This is a genomic window from Streptomyces maremycinicus (assembly GCF_001184025.1).
In the GTDB taxonomy this organism is placed as follows: Bacteria; Actinomycetota; Actinomycetes; order Streptomycetales; family Streptomycetaceae; genus Streptomyces; species Streptomyces maremycinicus.
Genome location: NZ_BBYG01000024.1, coordinates 63770 through 87382, shown reverse-complemented (window position 1 = coordinate 87382; position 23613 = coordinate 63770). Strand labels below are relative to the sequence as shown.

The 23613-nt window shown below is 70.9% G+C and carries 24 protein-coding genes and 2 pseudogenes; 13 read left to right on the top strand and 13 right to left on the bottom strand.

Features of this window, described 5'->3' with window-relative positions; all coding sequences use genetic code 11:
- Window positions 1-98: 98 nt before the first annotated feature.
- From AOQ37_RS35150 to AOQ37_RS41590, 3 genes and pseudogenes are all read left to right on the top strand, one after another.
- A complete protein-coding gene (locus tag AOQ37_RS35150; protein WP_234437113.1) occupies window positions 99-395 on the top strand; it encodes an antibiotic biosynthesis monooxygenase in 297 nt (98 codons plus the stop codon).
- A 65-nt stretch (window positions 396-460) separates the two neighbouring features.
- On the top strand, window positions 461-598 hold the full coding sequence (locus tag AOQ37_RS40615) for a hypothetical protein (protein WP_159401422.1): 138 nt from the start codon (window positions 461-463) through the stop codon (window positions 596-598).
- A gap of 157 nt (window positions 599-755) precedes the next feature.
- Window positions 756-950 (top strand): annotated as a pseudogene (locus AOQ37_RS41590) (IS630 family transposase); the annotation flags it as partial.
- Between the two features lie 81 nt (window positions 951-1031).
- Here AOQ37_RS41590 and AOQ37_RS35145 read toward each other — a convergent pair.
- The gene (locus AOQ37_RS35145; protein WP_062650726.1) at window positions 1032-1649 is read right to left on the bottom strand and encodes a TetR/AcrR family transcriptional regulator; all 618 of its coding nucleotides are present in this window, start codon (window positions 1647-1649) and stop codon (window positions 1032-1034) included.
- Between the two features lie 122 nt (window positions 1650-1771).
- Here AOQ37_RS35145 and AOQ37_RS35140 point away from each other — a divergent pair, with 122 nt between their 5' ends.
- Together AOQ37_RS35140 and AOQ37_RS35135 are read left to right on the top strand one after the other, a co-directional pair.
- The gene (locus AOQ37_RS35140) at window positions 1772-2176 is read left to right on the top strand and encodes a Dabb family protein (RefSeq protein WP_062650724.1); all 405 of its coding nucleotides are present in this window, start codon (window positions 1772-1774) and stop codon (window positions 2174-2176) included.
- A 27-nt stretch (window positions 2177-2203) separates the two neighbouring features.
- Complete coding sequence (locus AOQ37_RS35135) at window positions 2204-3106, top strand: SDR family oxidoreductase (protein ID WP_062650721.1); 903 nt, start codon at window positions 2204-2206, stop codon at window positions 3104-3106.
- 492 nt (window positions 3107-3598) lie between these two features.
- On the opposite strand, the gene AOQ37_RS35130 is transcribed toward AOQ37_RS35135, so the two are convergent.
- Window positions 3599-4840, bottom strand: coding sequence for an IS110 family RNA-guided transposase (locus tag AOQ37_RS35130; protein ID WP_062650719.1), 1242 nt, complete (start codon window positions 4838-4840; stop codon window positions 3599-3601).
- A gap of 689 nt (window positions 4841-5529) precedes the next feature.
- Here AOQ37_RS35130 and AOQ37_RS35125 point away from each other — a divergent pair.
- Window positions 5530-5904: an ANTAR domain-containing protein gene (locus tag AOQ37_RS35125; protein ID WP_078890521.1), complete on the top strand. Its 375-nt coding sequence runs from the start codon at window positions 5530-5532 to the stop codon at window positions 5902-5904.
- A 12-nt stretch (window positions 5905-5916) separates the two neighbouring features.
- Here the strand turns inward: AOQ37_RS35125 and AOQ37_RS35120 are convergent, their stop codons facing one another.
- The gene (locus AOQ37_RS35120; RefSeq protein WP_062650717.1) at window positions 5917-6285 is read right to left on the bottom strand and encodes an STAS domain-containing protein; all 369 of its coding nucleotides are present in this window, start codon (window positions 6283-6285) and stop codon (window positions 5917-5919) included.
- Between the two features lie 158 nt (window positions 6286-6443).
- Between AOQ37_RS35120 and AOQ37_RS35115 the strand changes: the two genes are divergently transcribed.
- The 3 genes and pseudogenes from AOQ37_RS35115 to AOQ37_RS41580 all read left to right on the top strand — a co-directional run bounded on the left by AOQ37_RS35115 (window position 6444) and on the right by AOQ37_RS41580 (window position 8549).
- Window positions 6444-6932, top strand: coding sequence for an ATP-binding protein (locus AOQ37_RS35115; protein WP_062650715.1), 489 nt, complete (start codon window positions 6444-6446; stop codon window positions 6930-6932).
- A gap of 59 nt (window positions 6933-6991) precedes the next feature.
- Window positions 6992-7849, top strand: a pseudogene (locus AOQ37_RS41585) (serine/threonine-protein kinase); the annotation flags it as partial.
- A gap of 292 nt (window positions 7850-8141) precedes the next feature.
- Window positions 8142-8549, top strand: coding sequence for a hypothetical protein (locus AOQ37_RS41580; RefSeq protein WP_062650713.1), 408 nt, complete (start codon window positions 8142-8144; stop codon window positions 8547-8549).
- Between the two features lie 90 nt (window positions 8550-8639).
- On the opposite strand, the gene AOQ37_RS35105 is transcribed toward AOQ37_RS41580, so the two are convergent.
- From AOQ37_RS35105 to AOQ37_RS35090, 4 genes are all read right to left on the bottom strand, one after another.
- Window positions 8640-9083 carry a nuclear transport factor 2 family protein gene (locus tag AOQ37_RS35105; RefSeq protein ID WP_234437112.1) on the bottom strand — a complete coding sequence of 148 codons (444 nt, stop codon included), beginning with the start codon at window positions 9081-9083 and terminating at the stop codon, window positions 8640-8642.
- A 131-nt stretch (window positions 9084-9214) separates the two neighbouring features.
- Window positions 9215-9697, bottom strand: a complete 483-nt coding sequence (locus tag AOQ37_RS35100) for a MarR family winged helix-turn-helix transcriptional regulator (RefSeq protein ID WP_062650711.1) — start codon at window positions 9695-9697, stop codon at window positions 9215-9217.
- Window positions 9698-9733: 36 nt separating this feature from the next.
- Window positions 9734-10648: an NADP-dependent oxidoreductase gene (locus tag AOQ37_RS35095; RefSeq protein WP_062650709.1), complete on the bottom strand. Its 915-nt coding sequence runs from the start codon at window positions 10646-10648 to the stop codon at window positions 9734-9736.
- Between the two features lie 200 nt (window positions 10649-10848).
- Window positions 10849-11502, bottom strand: a complete 654-nt coding sequence (locus AOQ37_RS35090; protein ID WP_062650707.1) for a DUF1326 domain-containing protein — start codon at window positions 11500-11502, stop codon at window positions 10849-10851.
- 194 nt (window positions 11503-11696) lie between these two features.
- Here AOQ37_RS35090 and AOQ37_RS35085 point away from each other — a divergent pair, with 194 nt between their 5' ends.
- Together AOQ37_RS35085 and AOQ37_RS35080 are read left to right on the top strand one after the other, a co-directional pair.
- A complete protein-coding gene (locus AOQ37_RS35085; RefSeq protein ID WP_062650705.1) occupies window positions 11697-12524 on the top strand; it encodes a DUF2182 domain-containing protein in 828 nt (275 codons plus the stop codon).
- Window positions 12525-12599: 75 nt separating this feature from the next.
- On the top strand, window positions 12600-12995 hold the full coding sequence (locus tag AOQ37_RS35080; protein WP_234437111.1) for a hypothetical protein: 396 nt from the start codon (window positions 12600-12602) through the stop codon (window positions 12993-12995).
- A 194-nt stretch (window positions 12996-13189) separates the two neighbouring features.
- Here AOQ37_RS35080 and AOQ37_RS35075 read toward each other — a convergent pair whose 3' ends face one another.
- On the bottom strand, window positions 13190-13801 hold the full coding sequence (locus AOQ37_RS35075) for a TetR/AcrR family transcriptional regulator (RefSeq protein ID WP_062650703.1): 612 nt from the start codon (window positions 13799-13801) through the stop codon (window positions 13190-13192).
- A gap of 87 nt (window positions 13802-13888) precedes the next feature.
- Between AOQ37_RS35075 and AOQ37_RS35070 the strand changes: the two genes are divergently transcribed.
- On the top strand, window positions 13889-15130 hold the full coding sequence (locus AOQ37_RS35070) for an FAD-dependent monooxygenase (RefSeq protein ID WP_062650701.1): 1242 nt from the start codon (window positions 13889-13891) through the stop codon (window positions 15128-15130).
- Here AOQ37_RS35070 and AOQ37_RS35065 read toward each other — a convergent pair.
- Together AOQ37_RS35065 and AOQ37_RS35060 are read right to left on the bottom strand one after the other, a co-directional pair.
- The gene (locus AOQ37_RS35065; protein ID WP_062650699.1) at window positions 15111-15689 is read right to left on the bottom strand and encodes a suppressor of fused domain protein; all 579 of its coding nucleotides are present in this window, start codon (window positions 15687-15689) and stop codon (window positions 15111-15113) included. The genes AOQ37_RS35070 and AOQ37_RS35065 overlap by 20 nt on opposite strands.
- Window positions 15690-15789: 100 nt before the next feature.
- Window positions 15790-16785 carry a MerR family transcriptional regulator gene (locus AOQ37_RS35060; protein WP_159401421.1) on the bottom strand — a complete coding sequence of 332 codons (996 nt, stop codon included), beginning with the start codon at window positions 16783-16785 and terminating at the stop codon, window positions 15790-15792.
- A 229-nt stretch (window positions 16786-17014) separates the two neighbouring features.
- Between AOQ37_RS35060 and AOQ37_RS35055 the strand changes: the two genes are divergently transcribed.
- The gene (locus AOQ37_RS35055; protein WP_062650695.1) at window positions 17015-18652 is read left to right on the top strand and encodes a carboxylesterase/lipase family protein; all 1638 of its coding nucleotides are present in this window, start codon (window positions 17015-17017) and stop codon (window positions 18650-18652) included.
- A 599-nt stretch (window positions 18653-19251) separates the two neighbouring features.
- Here AOQ37_RS35055 and AOQ37_RS35050 read toward each other — a convergent pair.
- From AOQ37_RS35050 to AOQ37_RS35040, 3 genes are all read right to left on the bottom strand, one after another.
- A complete protein-coding gene (locus tag AOQ37_RS35050; RefSeq protein ID WP_062650868.1) occupies window positions 19252-20781 on the bottom strand; it encodes an NHL domain-containing protein in 1530 nt (509 codons plus the stop codon).
- A gap of 112 nt (window positions 20782-20893) precedes the next feature.
- Window positions 20894-21340: a PDZ domain-containing protein gene (locus AOQ37_RS38150; RefSeq protein ID WP_062650693.1), complete on the bottom strand. Its 447-nt coding sequence runs from the start codon at window positions 21338-21340 to the stop codon at window positions 20894-20896.
- A 360-nt stretch (window positions 21341-21700) separates the two neighbouring features.
- Window positions 21701-23548 carry an FG-GAP-like repeat-containing protein gene (locus AOQ37_RS35040; RefSeq protein WP_062650691.1) on the bottom strand — a complete coding sequence of 616 codons (1848 nt, stop codon included), beginning with the start codon at window positions 23546-23548 and terminating at the stop codon, window positions 21701-21703.
- Window positions 23549-23613: the final 65 nt, after the last annotated feature.

Here is a 23613-nt window from a genome sequence, read left to right as displayed (position 1 = left end):
AGAGCGGATGAACAGCCCGGCTCTGTTGCTCCCGAGCCTGACGTCATTGCCCGGCACGAGGGTGGCGCCGTATCTGCGCGGGTGACACCCTGAAGGCCGTGATCATCAGGGTGAGTGAAGCACGCGTACGTCCGGAACGGTTCGAGGCGTTCCGAGACATGATCGTCTCTGCGGTGCGCGAGTTCCCCGCCCGCTACCCGGGGCTGATCGACCACGAGGTACTGCTCGCGCCGCCGGATGCGCTGCTGTATGTCAGCCGCTGGCGCAGCGAGCAGGATCTGGTCGGTTACGCCGGTGAACACTGGCGCGACCAACCCGTCGTCCTGCCGGGCGAGGACGAGTACCTTGCCGCACCCCTTCAGGTACGGCACTTCACGCTCGCCTCTTTGAGCTGATCCACCGCGGGCTACCGGCTGCCGCGGCACGCGGATCGGGGCTCACGGCCTCGCCGTACCTGTGGATGCACGAGTGGCCGAGTGCCTGCGGCGCGTGCAAGGAGATCGCGGCCGTCGTCGACGAGCGCTGGCCACTGGAGATGCGGAACGGCAACCGGGTCTCTCCCGCCCCGCCTCCCGGCTCCGACTGGCCCTCCTTCTAGGCCGCTTCGTTCATGCGTCGGATCGTTGGTTGATCTGTGTCGTTGACTCACGCCCTGTGGGCAGGCACCGAGCCATTGCTGCCGGACCGGACACCGAGTCGAGCTCGCCTTCGGTGCTGACCCCGGCGCACGATCTGCTGTAGTTGCGGCCCCTCCTTGGAGGAAGTCACCGGACCCCGAGCGCGACGCCAGGCTCGACTGCATCGAGCACGTGCTGGAACGCTTCCCTGACCGGGTGTTCGCGTTCGACGAGTTCGGCCCGCTTGGTATCCGGCCCGCCGCTGGCGCGTGCTGGGCTGCTGCTGGTCACCCCGAGCGCCATCCCGCGACGTACCACCGCACTCACGGAGTGCCGCGAACACCCTGGCCTCACTCAGGTCGATTCGGGCCGCTCGTGGTGCGCGAGGCGGGGGCCTGGGTCGTTCGCGCGGCCCTAGCTGCTCGCCGGTCGACCGTTCGCCGGCGTCTCGGTTCGCCAGCCGAGGAGGAGCGTGCGAAGCGCCTGTTCGGCGAGGTAGCGGGCGCGATCGTTGCCGACGCTGCCGAGGTAACTGAGCGACGCGATGCCGTACAGCGTGCCCCAGAGGATCTCACAAGCCTGGTCGAAATCGGCCAGGACCACGTCGTGTGCAGCCGACCACGAGGTGAGCAGCTCCTTGAGGACGTCGATGACCGGTTCTGCGACGCGCCGGCGTTCGTCCGCGTCGACCACCGGGTCGTTCATGACCTGGAAGAGGTGGGGGTGCTCGCCTGCGAACCGGACGTACTGCGACGCAATGCCGGTCATGCGCCGGTCCGTATCGGGCTCCTGCGCGGCTTGGCGGAACTCGCTGAGCATCAGGCGGTGGCCGTGCGCGACCAGCTCCAGTACGAGCGCGTCCTTGTTGGCGAAGTGCTGGTAGACGACGGGCGCGGAATATTCGACATCGGTGGCGATGCGCCGGATCGTCAGGGCCGCGATGCCCTCGGTCTCGAGGACGTGCAGCGCGGCTTCGATGATCTGATCCCGGGTGTTCGCCCGTTCGCGGGCCCGTCTCGTGCTGGTCGGCATGGTCCGTCACTTCGCTTCGATGGTGTCCTCGAACACTAGTCACCGCCTTGACCGCGTCGGCGGCGCGCGCCATAGTTAACGCCGTTAGGAAATCTAACGACGTTAGGAACGGGTAGTAAGTCATGATTTACCACATCAACAGAGTCACGATGAAGGCCACGGCGACGCCTGAGCAGATCGAAGGGGTGCTGGAGAGCTGGCGCAATCAGGGCCGGTCGAACCCCGCCATCAAGTCCTTCGTCGTGGGCCGCGACCACGGCGGCGACTACACGTACGGCGCGGTGTTCGTCGTCGAACATCTCGACGGGCTCTTCGCCTACCTGACGCACCCGACCACCTACCAGACCGACCACCGCGGGCTGCACCTGGTCGAACGGCTGGAGATCTTCGACGTCAGTGACGACGACGACCCTGACCTGAACGCCAAGATCCAGGAACTGCACCGGCGCCGCAACGAGCTCAACCCGCAGATCGCCGGCCTGCTCGCAGACGTGCCCACCTACACCGGCTCCGGCGTGGACGACTGACCGATACCCGGAGATGGAGAAGCCGTCATGGCCAAGCACGTCATCATCGGTGCCGGTTCCATCGGTACCAACGTCGCTCGTCTGCTCGCCGAGCGCGGCGAGAGCGTCCGCATCGTCACCCGCAGCGGCTCCGGCCCCGAGCACCCGCTGGTCGACCGGGTCGCCGCGGACGCGTCCGACCCCTCCCGCCTGACCGAACTGTCCCGCGGCGCGGAAGTGATCTACCACTGCGCCAATCCACCCTCCTACACGGTGTGGGAGCGCCTGTTGCCGCCCCTGCAGACGGCGGCCATCACCGCCGCCAGGGCGAACGACGCCGTCCTCGCGCTGACCGGCAGCCTTTATGCCTACGGTCCGCAGCCCGGCGGCCGGATGAACGAACACACCCCCATGGCCGCCACCGGGCACAAGGGCCGCCTGCGCAGACGCATGTGGGAACAGGCCCTCGCCGGGGGGATCCGCACCGTCGAGGTCCGCGGCTCCGACTACATCGGCAAGAACGCCAACGGCGTCTACTCCCTGCTCATCAAGTCGGCCCTGCTGAAGGGGAAAGCGGCCTGGATCACCGGCCATCTGGACATGCCGCACACCTTCACCTTCAACGGCGACATGGCACAGGCCCTCATCACGCTGGCCTCGGAAGAACGCGCGTGGGGCCGACCCTGGCACGTACCGTCCCCGCCGGCCGTCACCATTCGCGAGCTGGCGCGGCGCTACGCCGTCGCGGCAGGGCGGCCACCGATCAGACTCATCCAGATACCGCGCTCCGTGACGCGTACGGCCGGGCTGATCGTGCCGATCGCCCGCGAGATGGCCGAGATGGACTACCAGTGGTACGCGCCGTTCCACATGGACGCGACGGAGACCACCGAGACCTTCGGCCTGACCGCCACCGACCTCGACACCGCCGTCCGCAATGAGGTCGGCTGAACTCCCACCGCCACACCGGCAGGCCCACGGCGTGGCCGCCGACGGTCACGGCACTGGAAGCCTGTCCGGGCGATCTTGTCCGGGGTCAGCTGATCATGTGACTGGCGTCCTGTCGGATCGTTGTTCGACACGTGGGGCGAGGTGATCTGACAGATGCCGAGTGGGAGCGGCGTGAGCCGTTCCTGCCGGTCAGCAATGGGCGTTGTGGCCGGTGGCGGGATCATGACAGAGCCTGCTCGCCCGCCTGGTGGAGGTGGTGCGGGAGGTGAGGGCCTGGGCCGCTCGCACGGCGGGTTCACCAGCAAACTCCACCTGAGCGCCAACGGCCGCTGCCGCCCGCTTTCTCCGCTCGCCACTCCGGGCCAGTGGGCAGACTGCACCCAGTTCGAGTCCGTCCTGGAGAAGATCCGCATCCCGCGCATCGGGGCGGGCAGGCCGCGCAAGAAGCCCGACAGTCTCGCCGCGGACAAGACACCCCATGCAGCTATCGGGTCAAGCAGCTGCGGCGAGTGGTGCTGGTTTCTGCGGGGCGAATGCGATCGCTTCGTCGAACTTCTGGTGGGTGGTCAGGCAGTGGTGGAGCTGGCCGAGCATGCGGTTGAAGAGGTTTCGGAGAGCCGCGTAGTAGCGATCGCCGGTCTCTCTCCGGCGGTTGTAGTGGTCGTGTGCGCCGGTTGAGGCGGTGAGTGCGGCGAAAGCCCAGTGCCGGCCGGTTGCGGCCAGGCGGCTGTTCTTGATCCGGCGGTGGCTGACGCGGCGGCTTTTGCCGGACTCGCGCGTCACGGGGGCGCTTCCGGCGTAAGCCTTCAGATCGCGGGCTGTGTCGAACCGGGTGTGGTCGTCGCCGATTTCGGCGAGGAGCCGGGCGCCGGTCAGCACCGCCAGGCCCGGAAAGCTTGTGATGATCTCCGCGTCGGGGTGCTGGAGGAAGAGCTCCTCGGTGGCGCTTGCCAGCTCGTCGCAGGCCTTGCAGGCCACTTCGAGCTGGGCGAGCAAGGCAAGTGTCTGGTGTCCCATCGCCGTTTCCACCAGAGCCGGCTGGCGAAGCCAGGTCCGGCGGAACACTTCGAGCAGGCGGTCGGTCTCGGCCTCGATCCGGCGCTGGCGGCCGGCCTGTTTGACGGCGGCTTTGAGCTTGCTGCGGGCGAGCTTGGCGGCTTTGGCCTGTGTGGGCGCGATCGCCAGGATCGCTCGAGCTTCTCGTGCCAGTAGCTTCTCGCGCTTGTCGGCAAACGCTTCAAGGACTGCCGGGTAGTACTCGCGCAGGTGGGAGCGCAGACGGTTGTGGGCTCGGGTGCGGTCCCAGACCGCGTCCTGCTGGGCTCTGGCGAGGACGGCGATCGCCCTGACCAGTTCAGAGTCGCCCGGCAGGGGCCGGTGAAGCTCTGCATCGGTCCGTAGGATGTTCGCCAGGACGACGGCGTCCTGGTGGTCGGACTTTTTGCGGGAGACGGAGTGCCGGTCCCGGTAGCGTGCCACGGCCATGGGGTTGATCGAGAACACTTGGCGCCCGGAAGCCCGCAGACAGGCCACCATGAGTCCGCGCGAGGTCTCGATCGCAATCGGGACCGGATTGTCGGGAGTGTCGCCGTGCTCGGCGAGCAGACGCAGCAGGTCCTGGAAGCCCGCCGCGTCGTCGCTGACCCTGAGCTTGCCGAGCAGGCGAGCGTCGGAGTCAACCACCGCCACGTCATGATGGTCTTCGGCCCAGTCGATTCCGCAGGTCACCCGCATGAACGCCTCGTTTCCATACGTCGCTGTCCGCCGGCGTCGAGCCGCGGCAGGACCACTCGGCGACCTAATAGAAGCGCTCGCCGGCGCACCACCCCATCAGCCGTCCGTGGCCCCAGCTGTTCTCAGGGTCCTCGCTCTCGTGAAGAGCTCCACGACTCCGGCTGATCAAGAGGTGGCCCTGGGAACGGCTCGAACCACGGCACGCTACGGCTGTCGCGTCCCAAGCGGCAGGGGCCGCGCACGCGTCGCTCTTGTCGAAGCACTCAAAGCGCGGCATACAGCCAGACATCTCGCTCGACCCCTGCCCAGAGCTGATCCAACTCCCAGCCCTCAACGCCTATTAGGCATACAGCAATGGCCTGCAATGGCCCATGCCGCCAGTACCTACGCCGCAGGGGCATCCGGCTCCTTCCCCGGCCGGGCGCTCAGGGAGTACATCCGCGACCGGTTCACCCAGCTCAAGAGGGACCAGGCCCGATTGCTCGGACGCAGCCGAGGTGCTGGCGGTGATCGATGGACGCGCCTCATCGGCCGATGAGGCGAGCTCGCCGGCACGGTCGGATCACTGCGGTACAGCCTGGAAGCGTGCCCACGGCCCATGTGATCTTCGCACCGCGCCGGGCGTGTCTTGGCGGCGCGGTCGGGGGCAGGCGTACGGAAAACGTCCGCCCCTGTATGGAGACCCGGCCATGACCACGTCGTCCCGTGTACCGCGGCACCTGCCCGACGAGGGTCCGCGCAACGCCGCGGAGGCCGCCTGCCTGAAGCGGGAGAACGCGCAGCTGCGGCACGCGGTCGTCTCCCACGCGAAGGTCGACCAGGCCCTCGGTGTCCTCGTCGCGGCCCACCGGATCGCGCCGGACACCGGGTTCGAGGTGCTGCGCGAGGTCTCCCAGCACACCAACATCAAGCTGCACACGGTCGCCGAGATGGTGATCGACTGGGCGCTGGGACGCCGACCCCTGTCACAGACGGTGGAGCGTGAGCTGGACCAGGCCGTGCGGCGCCGCTCACCGCGGGACGACGCGCGGCAGGACGACACCCCGGACCGGCAGCACCCCTAGGACAGGACACCTTCAGGGGTTGAGGGCCTGCTCGAGGGTGGGGTGGCAGGTGATGAGGGCGTCGATGCCGACCAGCCGGAGGACATGGAGGACGGGTTCCTGGGCGGCGGCGATGCGCAGCCAGCCGTCGGCGGCGCTGACGGCTTGGTGGGCGGTGACGAAGACGTTGATGCCGCTGGAGTCCATGAAGGTCACGCCGCTGAGATCGACCACGATCCGCGACCCCGGTGCCCCGCGGTCCCCGGACAGCAGGGCGTCGCTGAACACGTCTTTGACGTCATGGTCGATCTCGCCCTGCACGGTGACGACGCGCACCCCGTCGACCGTGCGGTGGGCGACGGAGAACCGGTCGGGCCGGTCCGCTTGCTCGATGTCGCTCACCGTCTCCTCGACTGCGCTGGGCCCTGCCCCGGGACAGGGCGTGCACCGACGATTCTGCCCCACCGCCCGGGCCCCATGCACCCTGATGACCATGCCGAATAAGATGCCACTGACATGTAAGACGGAATCGGGGGTAGTGGCGCGCTCGTGAAGGGTGAATGAGGGCGACGCCAGAGGCATCCCATGACGACGGCGAGGGCCGTCCTGTGCCGGATGAGCACCTGATCCGTGCCGGCTACGCCCTCGGTGGTGGTGACGGCTGCATCGCCGACGCCCGCCGGCACGCCCTCGCCTTCCTCGACCAGGCCGAAGCCGACTATCCCGTGTCGGTGTCCGCGCGCACGAGGGACCTGACCCAGCTGGTGGTCAGCGAGCTGGTCACCAACGCCTGCAAATACGCCCCCGGCCCGGTCCTGGTGGAGCTGCGGATCAGCGCCCGCGCCGTGGACGTCGTCGTATGGGACAGCGACCCCACCGTCCCCGCGGCCCGGGCCGCGGACCCCGGCCGGATCGGCCAGCACGGTCTGGAGATCGTCATGGCTGTCGCGGAGGACCTCGTCGTCGAGCAGCAGCCGGTCGGCAAACGCATCACCGCCCGCATCCCCCTGCTCGACCCGTCGGCAGCGAGCCCGGGACCCTCGCTCTGACGGGCACAGCCCGGGTGATCCGCCCGGCCGGCCCGGGGCGGATGCCGCAGGTGAGGTAGGTGGCACGGGTAGTCCGGTGCCGTGCGGGTACCCGCGGCCGGAAGCCCGCCGCCCGGCGGGCGCACGCCGTAAGCGTCCGTCAGAAAAGTGGGAGAAGAGCATTGGGGTTCCGCGAGTCGGGTTTCGCACTGGCTTCCCGGTGCTCCGCCCGGATACTGGCCGGCCGGTACCGCCTGGACGCGCTCATCGGGTCGGGTGGTGCCGCGGACGTCCATCGTGGCTTCGACCTGAGGCTGCGCCGGCCGGTGGCCGTGAAACTCTTCCGGCCCGGCACCGGGTTCGACACGGAGGAAGCCTTCCTGAGCGAGGCGATGATCCTGGCCCGGCTGCACCATCCCGGACTGGTGACCGCCTATGACGCGGGACGGCACGACGGTGACGCCTATCTGGTCATGCAGCTGATCGAAGGCCACACCCTCAAGGCGCGTATCGCCGAGGGCCCCCTGTCTCCCGGGGCCGCCGCCACGGTCGGTGCCGGTCTCGCCGATGCCCTGGCCCACGCGCACGAGGCGGGAATCGTCCACCGTGACGTCAAGCCGTCCAATGTCATCCTGGACGCCTCCGGGCAGGCCCACCTCACCGACTTCGGTATATCCCGGCTGCTCGACGCCGCCACCTGCACCGCCACCGCCACCGGCACCCTCATCGGCACGGCGGCCTATCTCTCGCCCGAACAGGTCCTGGGCCGGCCCGTCGGACGGCCGGCCGACGTCTACGCCCTGGGGCTGGTCCTGCTCGAATGCCTCACCGGCAGGCTCGAATACGACGGCGGCCCCCTGGAGGCGGCGATCGCGCGACTTCACCGCGAGCCCCGCCTCCCGGACTTCCTCCCCGCACAACTCGCCGCCCTGCTGCGGGACATGACCGCACTGGACGAGCAGACCCGCCCCACGGCAGCCGACTGCGCCCGGACCCTGACCGCCCTGTCCGCCCAGTCCACCGGGCACGGACCGCACGGACCGCACAGGCGTTACGGGCCTCACGCCCCGCCTGCCCGCAGCCCGCGTCACGAGCATCGCCGCCGGCCGGCGGCCTGCCGAGGGCACCACCGCTACCCACAGGAGGCCGCTGCCCGCCCCGGAGCGGCCCCTCGCCGCCGCGGCCCCCCGAGCCGCTGCGGCACCCGCTCGCACCCGGAGCCGCTTCCTGATGGCCGGGGCCGCACTCGCCGCCGCCATGGCAGCCACCCTCGCCGTCGCCGACAGCTCCTCGCAGCAGGGCGCCGACAGCAAGGCCTCCCGCCCCGCCGACGGCCCGGCCGTGACCTCCCCTTCCCCCGGCACCTCACAAGAGCGCGACGGCGCCTCCGGCACACCGGCGCCTCAGCCGTCCACCGGCCACACCGGCTCCACCCCCGCACACAGCGTCCGCCCGGCATCGGAAAACCCGACCCCGGCATCAGGCACCGCTGCCCCCCGGCAGGACACGACCGACGCCGCGGCACGCCCCGCGGCCAAGACCGCGAGCGAACCGCCCGGTCAGGCGAAGAACGAGGCGAACACGGGCCAGGGCAAAGCAAAGAGCGCGGAAAAGGCGGCGAAGCACAAGAAGCGGTAGTCGCGCCGCCGACACCTACTCCGTGCGCACCGGCAGCCGAAGCCGGGCGCACAGGCGGTCATCGGTGACGGGACGCCCGTAGCCGGGACTTCAGGGGACGTCCTTCCGCAAGGACGCGATGAGGAGGTCGAGGTCCGCGCGTGCCGTGTACGTACGGATGGGATCGATGTAGTCGCGTGACTCGATGATCCGGCCGTCGCGGACACGCATGACGAAGACGCAGGGCACCTTGGCCGGGGCGCCGTCCGGCAAGGTGAACTCGTAGGCGAACTCGGCGACGATCACCTCGGGATCGGCGGTCTCGTGCACCACGACGTCGACGACCCGCCGCTTCGGCAGGGACTGCCGGACCTCCGGCGGCACGGTGAAGTGCTCCTGGAGCGCCCGCCGACTCGTCAACGGCTCGGACTCGGGCGTCGCCATCGGATGCCGGACGTCGGTGACCTCGCCGTACAGGTCGGGCAAGGCGTCGAAGTTCCCGTCGGCGACCCCGTGAACGAGCCGGAGAAACACCTCGCGCGGACTCGGACTCACAAGACCTCCCCGGCTCAGACGCACAGGCGGCCAAGGGTAGCCCCGTACATGGTCGCCGGAAGCGGACCGCCCCGACTGGGCCTGGCGGGGGAGGGGGGAGCGCCCGGCCGTGCCTGGCCGGCCGTGCCTGTCTACGTGGCGGGTGGTGTCTGCCGGCCGTGGTCCCTGACCGACTTCTCGATGGTGTGCGCACACGCGGTGAACGAGTCGACCTGGTCGGGGGTCAGATCGCGCACGGAGATCTGCTCCAGGTCGCGCCACATGCCGGCGATGGGCTCCTGGAGGGCACGGCCGGCGTCGGTGAGGCTGACCACCATGACCCGCCGGTCGTGGGGAGCGGGCTCCCGGGTGAGCAGTCCGGCCTCCTGCATGCGGCGCAGTGACTTGGAGACGGTGGAGTGGTCGAGGCCGACGCGTTCCAGCAGTTCTGCCTGTGTCTGGCCGTCGTGGTCGAAGAGCTGCATCAGCAGCAGTTCCTGTCCCGGGTGCAGGTTCAGGGCGCGCAGCATGGCGGCGGCGTGGCCGCGGTGGGCGCGGGCGAGCTGGAAGACGGCGTAGCTCAGTCGTCCGTCGCGCGCCGTGCTCGGCGGCTCCGCTGCCGTGATGTCGGACATTTTTGTGCTCCCTGCCCACCAGGTGGGGGTGATCGGTCAGTTGACGGTGAGGACGATCTTGCCGCGGTTGTGGCCGGCGTCGCTGGCCTGCTGCGCCTTCGCGGCTTCCGCCAGCGGGTAGGTGGCGCTGAGCGTGGTCACCAGTGTGCCGTCGGCGGCCTGCTGGGCCAGTTCGGCCAGCCGCGCGGCGGAGCGGCGTTGCGGGCCCTCCGCGAAGACGACGCCGAGTTCGCGGGCGCGGAAGTCGGCGGTGGTGACGATCCGGTCGGTGCCGCCGCGCAGGGTGATGGAGTCCTCCAGCGCGCCCTTGCCCGCGGCGTCGAAGACGGCGTCGACCCCTTCGGGGGCGAGCGCGCGGACCCGCTGGACCAGGTCGTCGCCGTAGAGCAGAGCGGTCGCGCCGAGTGAGGTGACGTACTCCTGGTTGGCGGCTCCGGCCGTGCCGATGACGCGGGCGCCGCGTGCGACGGCGAGCTGGACGGCGATGGTGCCGAGCGCGCCGGACGCTCCGTGGATCAGCAGCGTCTCGCCCGAGGTGACGCCGAGCAGGTCCAGCACGCGTTCGGCACCGTCGCTCGCCACGGGCAGGGCGGCGGCGTGCGTCCAGTCCAGGCCGGCCGGCTTGGGCGCGAGGACGGCCGCGGGTGCCAGGGCGTACTGGGCGTAGGAGCCGGTGTCGGACCAGCCCAGGACCTCGTCGCCCACCTTCAGGTGGTCGACGCCCTCGCCGACGGCGTCGACCACACCGGCGATCTCCCCGCCGGGGACGGCGGGCAGCGTGGTGGGGAAGATGGCCTCCATGCCACCGGAGCGGATCTTGCCGTCCACCGGGTTGATGCCGACGGCCTGTATTCGCACGCGGACCTGGCCGGAGCCGGGCTGCGGGATGTCGATCTCCGCCTCGTGCAGGACCTCGGTGCCGCCGAACGTGTCGAAAACGATGGCCTTCATTACGGTGCTCTCCTCGGGTGGGATGCCGCACCGACCACTTTCTGTGGCCAGCCACATAAAAGTAGCACCGAATATGTGGCTAGCCAAGTAATTGTTTCGAGGGGCCCCGCCATGCCCAAGAGGCGGCGGACATGCCCGGCCGACCGGATCCAGGATGCGCGGGAGCGCCGGCAACCGCGTGTCCGAGCGAGACGGCCCGGCTAGTCGGGGCCGGTCCAGTCGAAGGTGATGTGCTTGCTGGACAGGCCTTCGCGCCTCCAGAGGAAGCCGTGCGCGTCGGCGCGGTCCATCGTCGAGCGGCCCCAGGTCGCGACCTGGCCCGGTCCGGTCTCCGCACCCGGCAGGTTGGTCGACTGGACGCGCGCACCTTGCGGGGTCGTGGGTCCCGTGAGCGCGACCGCGCTCGCCTCGACCCGGTCCGGGACCACGGCCCGCCAGCTCGCGAGGTCGTCGGCGACCTCGATCTCGATGGGGGCGAACTCCATGCCGCGCATTTCGCCGCCCATCATGCTCACCATCTCGGCGGGCCAGCTGCCCGCCTGCCCGCCGAAGATCATCTGAAGCGCCTCGCGCTGGGGGCCGTCGGCGCGCTCGTCGACGAAGACCGCGGCGTACGTGTCCGTGTGCTCGGCCCAGATGTTGCCGACGAACGAGGCCAGCATCAGCACGTTCAGGCCGTCCAGCCGTACGTCACCGTACCGGCCTTCGCGGATGTGCCAGGCCAGGACGCCGTCGCAGTCGCCGTGGGTGGGCGGCTGCGCGAACGAGCAGGGGCAGGGCACGTCGCACTTGCAGGTGTCGAACCAGTCGCCCGCCGCGTGCCAGCGGGGGACGGTCGCCGTCGTCTCGGACATCTCCCTGCCTCCTCGTGACCGTGCCGGGGCGTCGGTCTCGGGAGGACGGCAGAGCCCCCGGGAGCCATCGCCTGCCCACGCCCGGGTCGTACGGGTGTCCACCTCGATTGTCCCACCGCGGGGGTCACCGGACATGCTTTCCGCGTCCTGCGTTCCTGCGCGCACGTGCAGGTCCGCCGTGATGTGCTGGAGGTGTGCGCCTCGACCGGAAGGCCCTGTCACCGCCTCTGCGTCCGGCGAATCTGCTGCCGGCCCGGCGGCTCGCGTTCGCCTGGTCGGTGATGGCGTCGATCGCCCTCCTCGCCTGGCTGCTGGTGGCCGACCAGGCCCGTGACATGGGGGTCGAGCCGGGAACCATGGGTATGGGCCTCCCGCTGTTCCTGCTGCTGTGGCTGGTCATGATGATCGCCATGATGTTCCCGTCGGTGGCCCCGGTGGCCCTCACCTGGGCGCGGGCCATCGGACGCCGGTCGCCCACGGGGTACGTGCGGGTGGTCCGCGGCGCCCAGTTCGCCGCCGGGTACCTGCTGGTCTGGACGGCCTTCGGCCTGATCGCCTACGGGCTCCTCGCCGGGACCGGGGCCCTGGTGGACGACCACCCGGGCGCCGGGCGCTGGATCGGCGCAGGGGCCTTCCTGATCGCCGGGCTGTACCAGTTCGGCCCGTGGAAGGACCTCTGCCTGCGCCACTGCCGCAGCCCGATGGGCCAGCTCGTGCGCTACGCGGGCTTCCGGCCCCGGGCCCGCGATCTGCGGGTCGGGGCGCACCACGGGGCGTACTGCGTGGGCTGCTGCTGGGGGCTGATGGTGGTGCTTGTCCCGCTGGGCGTGATGAACGTCCTGGCGATGGCCGCGGTGGCCGTGGTGATCTTCGTGGAGAAGCTCTGGCGGCTGGGCCCCGTCTTCTCGCAGGTCGTCGGGGCCGCCTTCCTCGTACTCGCGGTACTGAGCCTCTTCCAGCCCTGGCTGCTGCCGGGCCTGATCCCGCCGCAGTCGCCCATGACGGACATGCTCCGCCCCTAGGGCCTGCCCGACGGGTGGTGTGGGCCGCTCGCAGCCGTGGCCTGCTGTTTCCGGCTGAACGAATGGAGGGGGCGCGTGCCGCGCGATACGGCCGAAGCAGTGGCGGGGATGAAGGGGATCACGTTTCCTGCCCGGCGCGAAAAGCACTACGTGACCCTGGCTGAACTCCTGGTCCGCCTCGGCGGCTTCGGCCTGGACCTGACGTGGCGCGTCGAATGCGACGAGATCGTCGATCCTCGCTGCGCCGAGATGGAGAGGCGGTCCGCCGATGGCGGCATGGACACGTTGACGCTGTTGTCGCTGACGACCCCCTTCCTCCAGCTGATCGACGCCGAAGCGCGTGGGTTCGCCGAGGGCAGGGTGATGGTCGTCCTGACCGAAGTGGACAGTTCGTGGTGGGACGTCAGGGCCGTCGACGAGCGCGTACTGGGTGAACTCCGCCGCCACTGTCCGGCGGCAAGGGACCTCTGAGCGGGGCGTCTCCCTCCGGGCTGAGCCATGGGCGGATCGCGGCCGGCTCTGCGGGTCGGCCGCCCTGGCTGCCGCGGCGCCGGCGGTTGGCCCGCTGCTCTCACGGCTCGGGGATGGCGTGCACGATCTGACGTCCATGCAGGTGAGCCCTGCCGGCTCACCGGACAAGAGCCCGGCGGTGCCGCCGGCTTCGGTCAGGCGGAGAGCGCGGCTTCGATCATCCGGCGGACCACCGGGGTCAGCTCTGCCACGTCGGGCACCGGGCGGGTCGCGGCCAGGGCGCCGACGAGCCGGTCGTACAGCAGGCCGTCGGTCCAGGCGACGAGCAGCTCCGCCGCCGGGCCCGGACGGGGAGCACCGAGCGCCGCCAGCAGGGCGGTGGCCCTGGCCCGTGCGGTCAGGCCGGCGGTGTGCAGGTCGGCGCGCAGCTCCGGACGGCGGGTCGCCTCCAGGCTGAGTTCGAAGCGGGCGAGCTGCCTGTCGCGTGCCGCCGTCAGCCAGTGGTGCAGCAGCGCGGCCAGTGCGCCTGCTGCGGAGTCCAGGTCCGGCGGCCCGTGGCCGGCTTTCCGTTGAGCCGCTTGAGCCGCCTGATCCGCCTGGTCCGCGTCCGCGACCGAGAGCGCGGCCAGGCGGAGGTAGCAGGCGCTGATCAGAGCGCTGCGGGTGCGGAAGTAGTACGACGTGCTGCCGGCCGGCAGACCCGCGGCGGCATCGACCGCGCGGTGCGTCAGGCCGCGCAGCCCGGCGGTGGCCACGGTCCTGATGGCCGCGTCGGCGATCAGGTCCCGGCGGTCAGGGATGGACATGCCCGCACTCTACAGATGTAGAGTGCGGGCATGTCGCCTCTACAGATGTAGAGGGGGTGGGGGTGGAGAGGCGGAGGGGGAGTCGTCGTGAGGGTTCGTCATGCCGTGGTGGCCGGAGGCGGGATCGGGGGCCTGACCGCGGCGGTGGGCCTGAGCCGCCGGGGATGGCGCGTCACCGTCTGTGAACGGGCGCCCGTCCTCACGGGCATCGGCGCCGGCATCGTGCTCGCGCCGAACGCGCTGCGCGCCCTGGAGGCGATCGGCCTGGGTCCCGGCCTGGGTCCCGGCCGGGATCCCGCCCTGCGGGCGGCGGGTGACGCCCTGCCGATCCAGGTCGGGCTGCGGACGCCCGACGGCACCTGGCTGAGCCGGTCCGACGGCGGCGCCGTGTCCGCCCGCCACGGGCTCTCCGCGATCGCCGTGCACCGCGGCTTCCTGATCGGCACCCTCGCGGCCGCCCTGCCGCCCGGCGTCGTACACCTCGGCGTATCGGTGACCGGCCTGGACGACACGGGGGACACCGTGACCGTGCGCACCTCGGCAGGAGACCTGCGTGCCGACGTCGTCCTGGCGGCGGACGGCCTGCGCAGCGCGCTGCGCACCTACCTCTTCCCCGAACACCGCGGGCTGCGTCATGCCGGTGAGGCCGGATGGCGAGCGGTGCTGCCCGGGGCCGGCCTGCCGGACCCGCAGGCTGCCGAAACCTGGGGGAGAGGCGAGCGGTTCGGCGTCGTCCCGCTCGCCGATGGCCGCATCTACGTCTACGCCACCGCCGTGTCCGGCCCCGGCGCGACGCCGCGGACCGACCATCACGCGGAACTGACCCGGCGCTTCGGCGCCTGGCACGATCCGATACCCGCACTGCTGGACCGGCTGGACCGGTCCGCCCCCGACCCGGTCGGCATACTCCACCACGACTTCCACGAACTGGCCGAGCCCGTGCCCCGGATGCACGCCGGCCGGGTCGCCCTGCTCGGCGACGCCGCCCACGCGATGACCCCCAACCTGGGCCAGGGCGGCTGCCAGGCCATCGAGGACGCCGTGGTCGCGGCGCACCTCCTCACGCCCGCCGCCGACGTGCCGACCGCGCTCGCCGCCTACACGAGAGCCAGACACCGCCGGACCACCCGGATCAGCCGCCGCTCCCGCCGCATCGGCGAACTCGCCCGGCTCTCCCACCCACTTGCCGTGTCCGCCCGCAACCTCGCCGTCCGCGCCACACCCCGGGCACTGTCCCTGAGAGCCCTGGACACGATCCTGGGCTGGCAGCCACCCTCGACTCCCGGCCCCGGCACCGGACCTCACCGTCTCAAGCGACTGATGCCCTGAACGGATCCACGGGGTTGATCGCCGCCTCGTCGAAGAGCTGCTCCAACGCCTCGTGCCCGTGACGCCTGCGGAACTCGATCTCGGCCGTCGTCACCGGCAGGGCCCACAGGACGCGGGCATGACCTCCGGGAACGGGGCAGTGTTCCAGGTCGGGGCCGTGGAGATAGGGGAGGCTGATCAACAGGTGATCGCAGGTCGACCCGGGCACCCACGGTTCACCGATCGGCATACTGTGCTCCAGGTCGAGCTGATGTCCGCCGCAGTGGTAGGAGGCGATCATCGCCATGAGCTCGATGAACCGCTGGTCGCGGACGTGGGCGGTCATGACGAACTCAAGTCCGTGACCGTCCGTATCCATCGCGGCCCAGCACCCGGCGGTCACATAGGCCCAGCCGTCACCGCGGGGGCCGGGGCCCACGACGAGAACGCGCAGACAGGGCACCGCCGTTCGCCGTTGCGGCCCGAGGTCGTAGTCGACGCCCTCCACCGAATGACCCTCGAAGAACGCCCGGACATGTGACTCCACAGCCTCCATGGCCGCCACCCTTGTATCGCTCACCGCGCGATCATCCCAGACACGATCGACGGACCATGACGGCTTGCTCGCTGTCGCGGAACTGAAGGGGGTGCGACGGCGGCCTCCCTGGTGAGGCGCCTTCTTAACCGGCCGTAGGTTCCCCCGAGTCCGAGTCCGAGTCCGAGTCCGAGTCCGAGCCCGACTCTGAGCCTCTCGGTGTCCCGCGCGCGCTCTCTGCGATCGAGATCGACAGTCCGTCGGTCAGCCAGCGATGCGCCACCGTCATGTTCAGCACACGCCCGCCCGTAGCGGTGCCGACCAGGGCCCAGTACCGCTCCAGCCGGGGGTCGAAGCCGGATGAGCGCGACACCAGCGTGTGCAGGTGGGCGCGGAAGGCGGGGGTGTCCGACTCCTGCCGGGCTCGTGCGTGGGCGGACACGAACGCGTCCACCGCGTCCCCGGCGCCGGGCGCCAGCCCCTGGGCCAAGGCGGCGGCCGTCAGGGCGGCGGCTTCGTCGATCTCCGCGTAGAAGGCCGGGCCGTCCCTCATCTCTTGGTCGTGGTCCTGGGTCCAACGGGTGAAACCGGGCGTGGAGATGAGCAGGTGCAGCTCGGCGTAGGCCAGGGCCGTGGCGGGGGAGGGGTCCTGCGGTGGCGCGGGGGCCAGCATCGCGATCATGATGTCGAGCCGGCGCTCGGGCATCGCCCCGGACAGCTCGCGGTACCAGTGATCGGTGAGCGTGCGATGCGCCTCCGGCAGCCGCTGCACCCGGGACAGTATGTCCAGACGCCGCAGCCGTTCCTCGCCCGGGCAGTCGTCCAGGGACTTGAGCGTGGCCTCGCGCCACCGCAGTTCGGTCAGGCGCTCCTGCACCTCCTCGAGCTCGGTGGCCACCAGTTCGCCGAGCGTGCACTCACCCGTCACCACCTGCGTGATGGTCGCGATCGGAGTACCCAGCGCCCGCAGGCGTCTGATGAGCCGGACCCGCTCCCACGCCTCGGGGCCGTAGCGCCGGTGGCCGCCGGAGCTGCGGACGGCCACCGGCAGCAGACCACTGTCGGAGTAGTAACGGAGCGTCTTGACGGGCACACCTGTGCCGGCCGCCAACTCACCGATACTCCACGTGTCTTGCGTCACAGCCCCTTGAACCTCCAGTGCGCGGGAGCTCCTAGCGTATGGATCACTGACGACGCCGGGCCGCACCGTTGCCGTGGACCGGAGCCCGCTGCCGCCCGACCGGACCGGTGCGGCCGCGCACGGCCTGCCGCGGCGTCGTCCCGTGCCGTCCCCGACCCAAGAACGGTGGGTGCGTATGTCCCCGACCATGACAGCACCGCGTCCATGCCGAAGAGCCGGACTCCGCGCGGTGCTCTTCGCCTTGCTGTGCGCGCTGGCACTGCTCTGGGCCGTCACCGTGCCCGCGGTCGGCTCGAGCCCTCGTTCCCCTGACTCCGCGGAACAGGGGAGCGTCGTCGTACGGACCGACCAGGGCCGGGTACGCGGTCTCTCCCACGGCTCGTACACCACCTTCGACGGCATCCCCTACGCCGCGCCGCCGACCGGACCGCTGCGCTGGCGTGCCCCTGCGCCCCCCGCCGCGTGGCGGGGCGTCCGGGATGCGACGAGGCCGGCCGAACGCTGTGTGCAGATGCCCGCACCAGGTGCGGGCGCGATCGTCGGCTCGGAGGACTGCCTGTACCTCGATGTCACGGTGCCCGCGCCGGCGCCGGCCGGGAAGAAGCGGCCGGTGCTGGTGTGGGTGCACGGCGGTGCGTTCCTGGGCGGTTCCGGCAGCGACTACAGCGCTGAACGACTGGCGGTCCGGGGGGACGCGGTCGTCGTCACGGTCAACTACCGGTTGGGGATCTTCGGCTACTTCGGCCACTCCGCCCTGGGCGCCGCCCCGCCCTTCGGACTGGCGGACCAGCAGGCCGCCCTGCGCTGGGTGCGGGCGAACGCCGCCCGTTTCGGCGGTGATCCGAGCAGGGTCACGCTGTTCGGGGAATCCGCGGGCGCCCTCAGTATCTGCGCACACCTCACCTCGCCGACCGCCGCCGGACTCTTCCAGCGGGCTGTGCTTCAGAGCGGCTCCTGCCTCACGTCCTTCCCGCGCGGCGCCCTCGGGCCCGCAACACCGGCGTACGAGCCGTTCGCCGCACAGGCCGACGTCCAGACGGCCGGTGCTCAGGCCGCCCGGCAACTGGGCTGCACGACGGGCGGCGGGGACGAGGTGCTGGCGTGCCTGCGCCGACTGAGCACGGACCGTCTGGCCACCGCGCAGCTGATGCAGTCCTTCAACCGGCCCGCCTTCGACAACAGGCTGCTGCCCGTCGCACCCGGCCGGGCGCTGGCGTCGGGACGCTTCCACCGGATGCCGGTCATGCTGGGCACCAACCACGACGAGATGCGGATGTTCGTCGGCCTGTCGCTCGCCGCGTTCCCGATCCGTACCGAGGCCGACTATCGTGCCCGGCTGGCGGACGCCTTCGGTCCCACGGCCCCGGCCGTCGAGGCGCGGTACCCGGCGGCACACCATGCCTCTCCCGCGCTGGCCTGGGCCGCGGTGCTGACCGACCGGTCCTTCACGTGCACCACGCTGGCGGCCGGCCAGGCCATCGCGGCGCATGCCCCCGGCCTGCCCCTGTACGGCTACGAGTTCAACGATCCACACGCTCCCGTCCTCGCCGGTCTGCCGGCGGACCCGGGCTTCCCCTATGGTGCGGCGCACGGCTTCGAGATGCCGTTCCTGTTCCCCTCCGTGCCCACCGAGCGGCCGCTGACCGACGGCCAGCGCGCCCTGTCGGACCGCATGGTCGGCTACTGGACCACCTTCGCGCGCACCGGCGACCCGAACACCCCCGACGCCCCGCCATGGCCCGCCCTGCGCCCGTCGTCACCCCACACGCCGTCGGTGCTGTCGCTGGCTGCGGAAGCGGACGGGATCCACCCGGTCGACGCGTATTCCGCACACGCATGCTCGTTCTGGGACCGCCTGTCCCCGTGAGCCCCCCTCACGCCCGCCCGGCGCCGGACGGCGAGCCGCCCGCTCGTCCGTCCGGCGCCGGGCAGCGGCCCGCCCACCGGCGCTTCCTCTGGTCGCGAAGGAGACGAACGGCTTCCGCGGTCCGACGCTCGCCTCCGACCAGCAGCGCTCCCCGCGCCTACGTCGCCACCGGCATTTACCGCGCACGCTTGAAGACCGGCGTTCCGTTCGTCATCGACATCGACTTGACCAGTCTCATGCGCTGATCAGCAGGGCTTGCCGGTGTCCGGACGTTGAGGCGCTCCTGCTGACTGGCCGTGCCCACCTCGGTGGCGCGAAACAGGCCGCCTTCCGGCGCGCAGCATGCCGACGCGGGCGTTGCCGGGCTCTGCGTTGCACACCGAGCAGTGGCCCGCCCACCGGTGCTTCCTCGACTTGCCGGGTCGCCGTTTTGAGGACCGGCCGAACGAGGAGCGACTGCGTCAAGGCCCCAAGAACCAGGAGACGCCGAAACTGCCCGAGCCACCCGCCCGGAAGGCCCCGGAGCTGTGGCCGGTAGTGCCCGGCAAAAGGGGCAGGGGGCAGGATCGGCGAGGCCGCTCCTGCCCCCTGCCCGTGCGTCACACCGGCAGCAACTGCCACTGCCTGCCCCGGTGGTCGCCCTCCGCCCAGCGCTGCGTGATCACCACAGGCGCGTTGGTTTCGACGGCCAGAAGCAGACCGCTGCTCCGGTTTGCGATCTCGTAGACCCGGGGGTCGTCGCCCACGGTGCCCACCGGGATCAGCCGCCACTGCTGATGGTGTGCCTCGTCGCCTTCGTAGGCGCGCTGCGCGACCACCGCCCCGGCCGTCCCCCGGGCCTCCTCGACCTCCAGAACCTTCCCGCTGCGCACGTTCTCCATCGTGTACACCACGTAGCCGCTGTCGCTCTCCCCGGCTACGACCAGCCGCCAGTGCTGCGATTGGCGGGGAACGGCGAGCGACTGCTGGATTTTGGCCCCGTCCTTGAGCGACTCGCGCGTGACCCCGATCCGCAGCCGGCTACGCACGCTCGCCCAGGAGATCACCGTGCCTGATGCGGGCAGTCCTGTCATGGCGGCCGCCGTGACCTTCCGGACGCGGTTGTTGACGTAGTCGGCGATGTAGAGGGCGCCGACGCAGTCGACCGCGAGCCCGAACGGGTAGTTCAGCCGGGCGGAGGCGGCGGGGCCGCCGTCACCGCTGAAGCCGTCGGTGCCCGTGCCCGCGACCGTGCTGATCATGCCGTCCCCGGCGACCCTGCGGACCCGGTGGTTGTTGTGGTCTGAGATGTAGAGGCTGCCGGTGGTGTCGGCCACCACGCCCAGGGGGAAGTCCAGCCGGGCGGAGGCGGCGGGGCCGCCGTCACCGCTGAAGCCGTCGGCGCCCGTGCCCGCGACCGTGCTGATCGTGCCGTCCCCGGCGACCCTGCGGACCCGGTGGTTCTCGGCATCGGTGATGTAGAGGTGGCCCGCGCCGTCCACCGCGACGCCATACGGGCTGTTCAGCTGGGCCGTGACGGCAGGCCCGCCGTCGCCGGAGAATCCCGGGGTCCCGGTCCCGGCGACTGTGCGGATCTGCCCGTCCGGTGTGACCTGCCTGACCCGGTGGTTGTCGGTATCGGCGATGTAGAGGCTGCCGGTGCTGTCCACCGCGACCCCGTACGGACAGTTCAACTCGGCGGCGACAGCGGGGCCGTCGTCACCGCTGAACCCGGCAGTGCCCGTGCCGACGACTGTGCCGATCTGCCCGTCGGCCGTGACCCTGCGGATCCGGTGGTTCTCGGAATCGGCGATGTAGAGGTTCCCGGCACGGTCCACCGCCACCTCCCGCGGGCCGTCCAGCCGGGCTGAGAGGGCAGGACCCTGATCGCCCCCGAACCCGGCGGTGCCGGTCCCTGCCACCGTGCGGATCCTGCCGTCCGTGGTGACCTTCCGGACTTGGTGATTGTTGTGGTCGGAGAAGTAGAGGGTGCCCGTGGTGTCCATCGCGAGGCCGTAGGGACGGTCGAGCCGGGCCGCGAGAGCGGGCCCGTCGTCTCCTGCGGGCCCGGCCTCCCCGGTACCGGCGACCGTAGTGATCTCGGGGGTGAGGTCTTCACCCTCTGTTGCTGCTGTCTTGGCTTTGCTCATCATCGTCACCTCACCGTGGGCCGGCCGGCCAGGACGAAGGCCTCGCCGATCGTGTCCGAAGACCGCGGGAGCGGTAGGCGGCAAGCGCGCCCGCGCGTGTACGTCGTGGCGATCACTCGTCGACCGTGTACTGCAAGGTCGTCTGGATGCCGTTGCGCACGATGCCCACGGGCACCGCGGTTCCGGCTCGCTTACCGGCGAGGACGGCGCTGAGGGATGCCGCCGACGTGACGGGCTGACCGTCGACGGAGGTGATGATGTCCCGGTCCTTGAACCCGGCAGCGGCGGCATGCAGATCGGGATCGACGAAACGAACCCGGGCGCCGCCTCCCCCGGGGACGCTGCTGACGTACCCACCGAAGGCCCCGGGAGTGCCCTGGGTGATGTTGACGGTCCAGTCCACCACCACACCTTCGAAGGTGAGGGTGCCGGTGAACCGGCCACCTGCCATGGGCGCGTCGTCCGTGGCGACGACGTCGATCTTGAAGGGCCGGCTCCACACCCAGTTGTTGCTCTGGAGAGAAAAGCCGGCGGACGAGCCGTCGGGGGCAATGGACACAGGGCAGTTCATGCCGCTGCACCAGGGGTCCACCCGGACGATTCGCGTGTACTGCGGAGCCTGGATCTTCACCTGCCCCGGGCTCGAGCGGATCCGCCCGTCCGGCGGGAACTCGACCGTCCTGGCCGGCCCCGGGGCATCGAGATCGGGGACGGACGACGGAGGCGTCGGCGCACGGAGCGCCGTGACCGCACCGGGAGCGGCCGCAGCAGTGGCTCCGGGCGCCGGCCCTCCGAGCAACAGGCTCGCTCCCAGCGCGAGCACCGTGCATGCCGTCGTGGACCTACGCATGAATTCTCCCCAAGACTTGGACTAGGCAGAGCAGTTGATCGAGTACACGGGATGTGGTGCGGTCAGGGCTCATCGGGTTCGGAAGCGTCGGTAGAGGTTGCGGGCCACGTACACGCCCGGTCCTCCGAAGCCGACGATGTCGACGCGTCCGTCGCCGGTGATGTCCGCGAGGAAGCGGGGGTGGTGGCCGACCCGCCAGGCGCCGGCGTCGTCGGCGTACCCGAAGCCGCGACAGGCGAGTCGGGCCTGCTCGAACGTGCCGTCGCCGCGGTTGTGGGAGACCCAGACCCCTTCGTCGCCGAAGCCGACGATGTCGGGGCTGCCGTCACCGGTGACATCGGCAAGGAAGCGCAGGTGCTTCTCGGCCGTCCATCCCTGGGCGGTCCCGAAGTCGTTCAGGACGAGCTTGGAGGGCTCGAAGGTGCCGTCGCCGTGGCCGCGCGCGACGACGACGCCGTGGGGGCCGAAGCCGACGATGTCCGTCTCCCCGTCGCCGGTGGTCTTCAGCAGGAACCGGGGGTGCTCCTGCGCCGAGATCCACCCCTGGTCGGTCCCGAAGTCGTTCAGGACGTACAGGGGCTCGGCGAACTGTCCGTCCTCGTCCTGGAGGGAGATCCAGACGCCGTCGTCGTGGCAGCCGACGATGTCGAGCCGGCCGTCGCCGGTGGTGTCGGCCAGGAAGCGGGGATGTTTGTCCGTCAGCCACCCGCCGGCCTTCTCGTCGTGGCCGAACGCACGGAGGGCGGGCTCGCCGGGCAAGGGCGCGAACTGTCCGTCCTCGTCCTGGAGGGAGATCCAGACGCCGTCGTCGTGGCAGCCGACGATGTCGAGCCGGCCGTCGCCGGTGGTGTCGGCCAGGAAGCGGGGATGTTTGTCCGTCAGCCACCCGCCGGCCTGATCGCCGTGGCCGAACGCCTGGAGGGCCGGCCCGCCGCCCGCGGGCGCGAACATCCCGCCCTCGTCCTGGAGGGTCACCCGGACACCGTCGGTGGCCAGCACCACGATGCCGGGCCTGCCTTCACCCGTGACGTCGGCCAGGGTCCACAGGTCCGCGGGACTCGCAGCGGGTGCGGGCGGCTGCACGACACGCTCCTCGTCCTCGAACGTGCCGTCACCTCGCGCATCCGCGGTGACGACCCCCTTGGCCGGCTTGAGCGCGACGATGTCCGCCGGCGCCTTACCGGAGGTTTCGGCGAGGAACCGCGCGCCGAGCCCGGCCCACGAACCCGGCTGTGCGCCGGGGCGGGGTGCGGCACCTTCGCTCTTCCAGCCGCCGGCGTCCTGGTCGGTACCGAACCGGTCGAGGACCAGCAGCAGATCACTGAACGAGGGGGTCGCGTCGGGTGCGGGCCGCAGCGCCGCCGAGGGGGCCAGCCGCCAGGACTGCCGTCCGTTCCAGTGCCCCAGCCGTGCCCAGCGCAGCACCGGGTCGCTGACGCGCTCGGGCTCGGCCGGCACGAGGCGCCATCGCTGACTTTCCGCGTCCTCGTCGTACGCGCGCACGACGACCGGGGTGCCGCTCTCACCGACAGCGTCGCGGTCGAGGTCGAGGACGCTGTCGTCGGCCGCGCTCTCGATGAAGTAGAGGGCGGCTTCGCCCTCGACGGGGACAAGGCGCCACTGCTGGGTCTTCTTGCCGTCGGCCGCCTGTTCCTGACGAACGCCGCCGCCCGCGGCAGCGGGCTGTTCAAGGGCCTTACCGCCGGTCACGTTGCGGATCACGTAGACCTGCTCGTCCTGTGCGGACTGCGCGGACTGCACGGGAAGGATCTGCCACTGCTGCGGGGCCGGACCGTCCTCGGGGAGCTCGCGGACGACGACGGCTCCGCCCTGCCCCGGTGCGGCCCTGCCGTCGAGGATCTCCCCCGTGGCGGCGTTGACGATCTCCAGTTTCAGTTCTTCCGTGGGCACGGGCATCGTGGTGCCTCTTCCAGGCGGTGCGGACGGTGGCTCGGGACGGGTGTGTCGTACGGCGGTGGCCG

Coding starts and splice junctions, on each gene's coding strand:
- AOQ37_RS35090 (WP_062650707.1), bottom strand. CDS start 11,502: ATGTCCGAGACGACGGCGACCGTCCCCCGCTGGCACGCGGCGGGCGAC.
- AOQ37_RS41580 (WP_062650713.1), top strand. CDS start 8,142: ATGGCCGGGGCCGCACTCGCCGCCGCCATGGCAGCCACCCTCGCCGTC.
- AOQ37_RS35095 (WP_062650709.1), bottom strand. CDS start 10,648: ATGAAGGCCATCGTTTTCGACACGTTCGGCGGCACCGAGGTCCTGCAC.
- AOQ37_RS35050 (WP_062650868.1), bottom strand. CDS start 20,781: ATGAGCAAAGCCAAGACAGCAGCAACAGAGGGTGAAGACCTCACCCCC.
- AOQ37_RS35040 (WP_062650691.1), bottom strand. CDS start 23,548: ATGCCCGTGCCCACGGAAGAACTGAAACTGGAGATCGTCAACGCCGCC.
- AOQ37_RS35145 (WP_062650726.1), bottom strand. CDS start 1,649: ATGCCGACCAGCACGAGACGGGCCCGCGAACGGGCGAACACCCGGGAT.
- AOQ37_RS35075 (WP_062650703.1), bottom strand. CDS start 13,801: ATGTCCATCCCTGACCGCCGGGACCTGATCGCCGACGCGGCCATCAGG.
- AOQ37_RS35115 (WP_062650715.1), top strand. CDS start 6,444: ATGAGGGCGACGCCAGAGGCATCCCATGACGACGGCGAGGGCCGTCCT.
- AOQ37_RS35100 (WP_062650711.1), bottom strand. CDS start 9,697: ATGTCCGACATCACGGCAGCGGAGCCGCCGAGCACGGCGCGCGACGGA.
- AOQ37_RS35125 (WP_078890521.1), top strand. CDS start 5,530: ATGACCACGTCGTCCCGTGTACCGCGGCACCTGCCCGACGAGGGTCCG.
- AOQ37_RS35140 (WP_062650724.1), top strand. CDS start 1,772: ATGATTTACCACATCAACAGAGTCACGATGAAGGCCACGGCGACGCCT.
- AOQ37_RS35130 (WP_062650719.1), bottom strand. CDS start 4,840: ATGCGGGTGACCTGCGGAATCGACTGGGCCGAAGACCATCATGACGTG.
- AOQ37_RS35135 (WP_062650721.1), top strand. CDS start 2,204: ATGGCCAAGCACGTCATCATCGGTGCCGGTTCCATCGGTACCAACGTC.
- AOQ37_RS40615 (WP_159401422.1), top strand. CDS start 461: ATGCACGAGTGGCCGAGTGCCTGCGGCGCGTGCAAGGAGATCGCGGCC.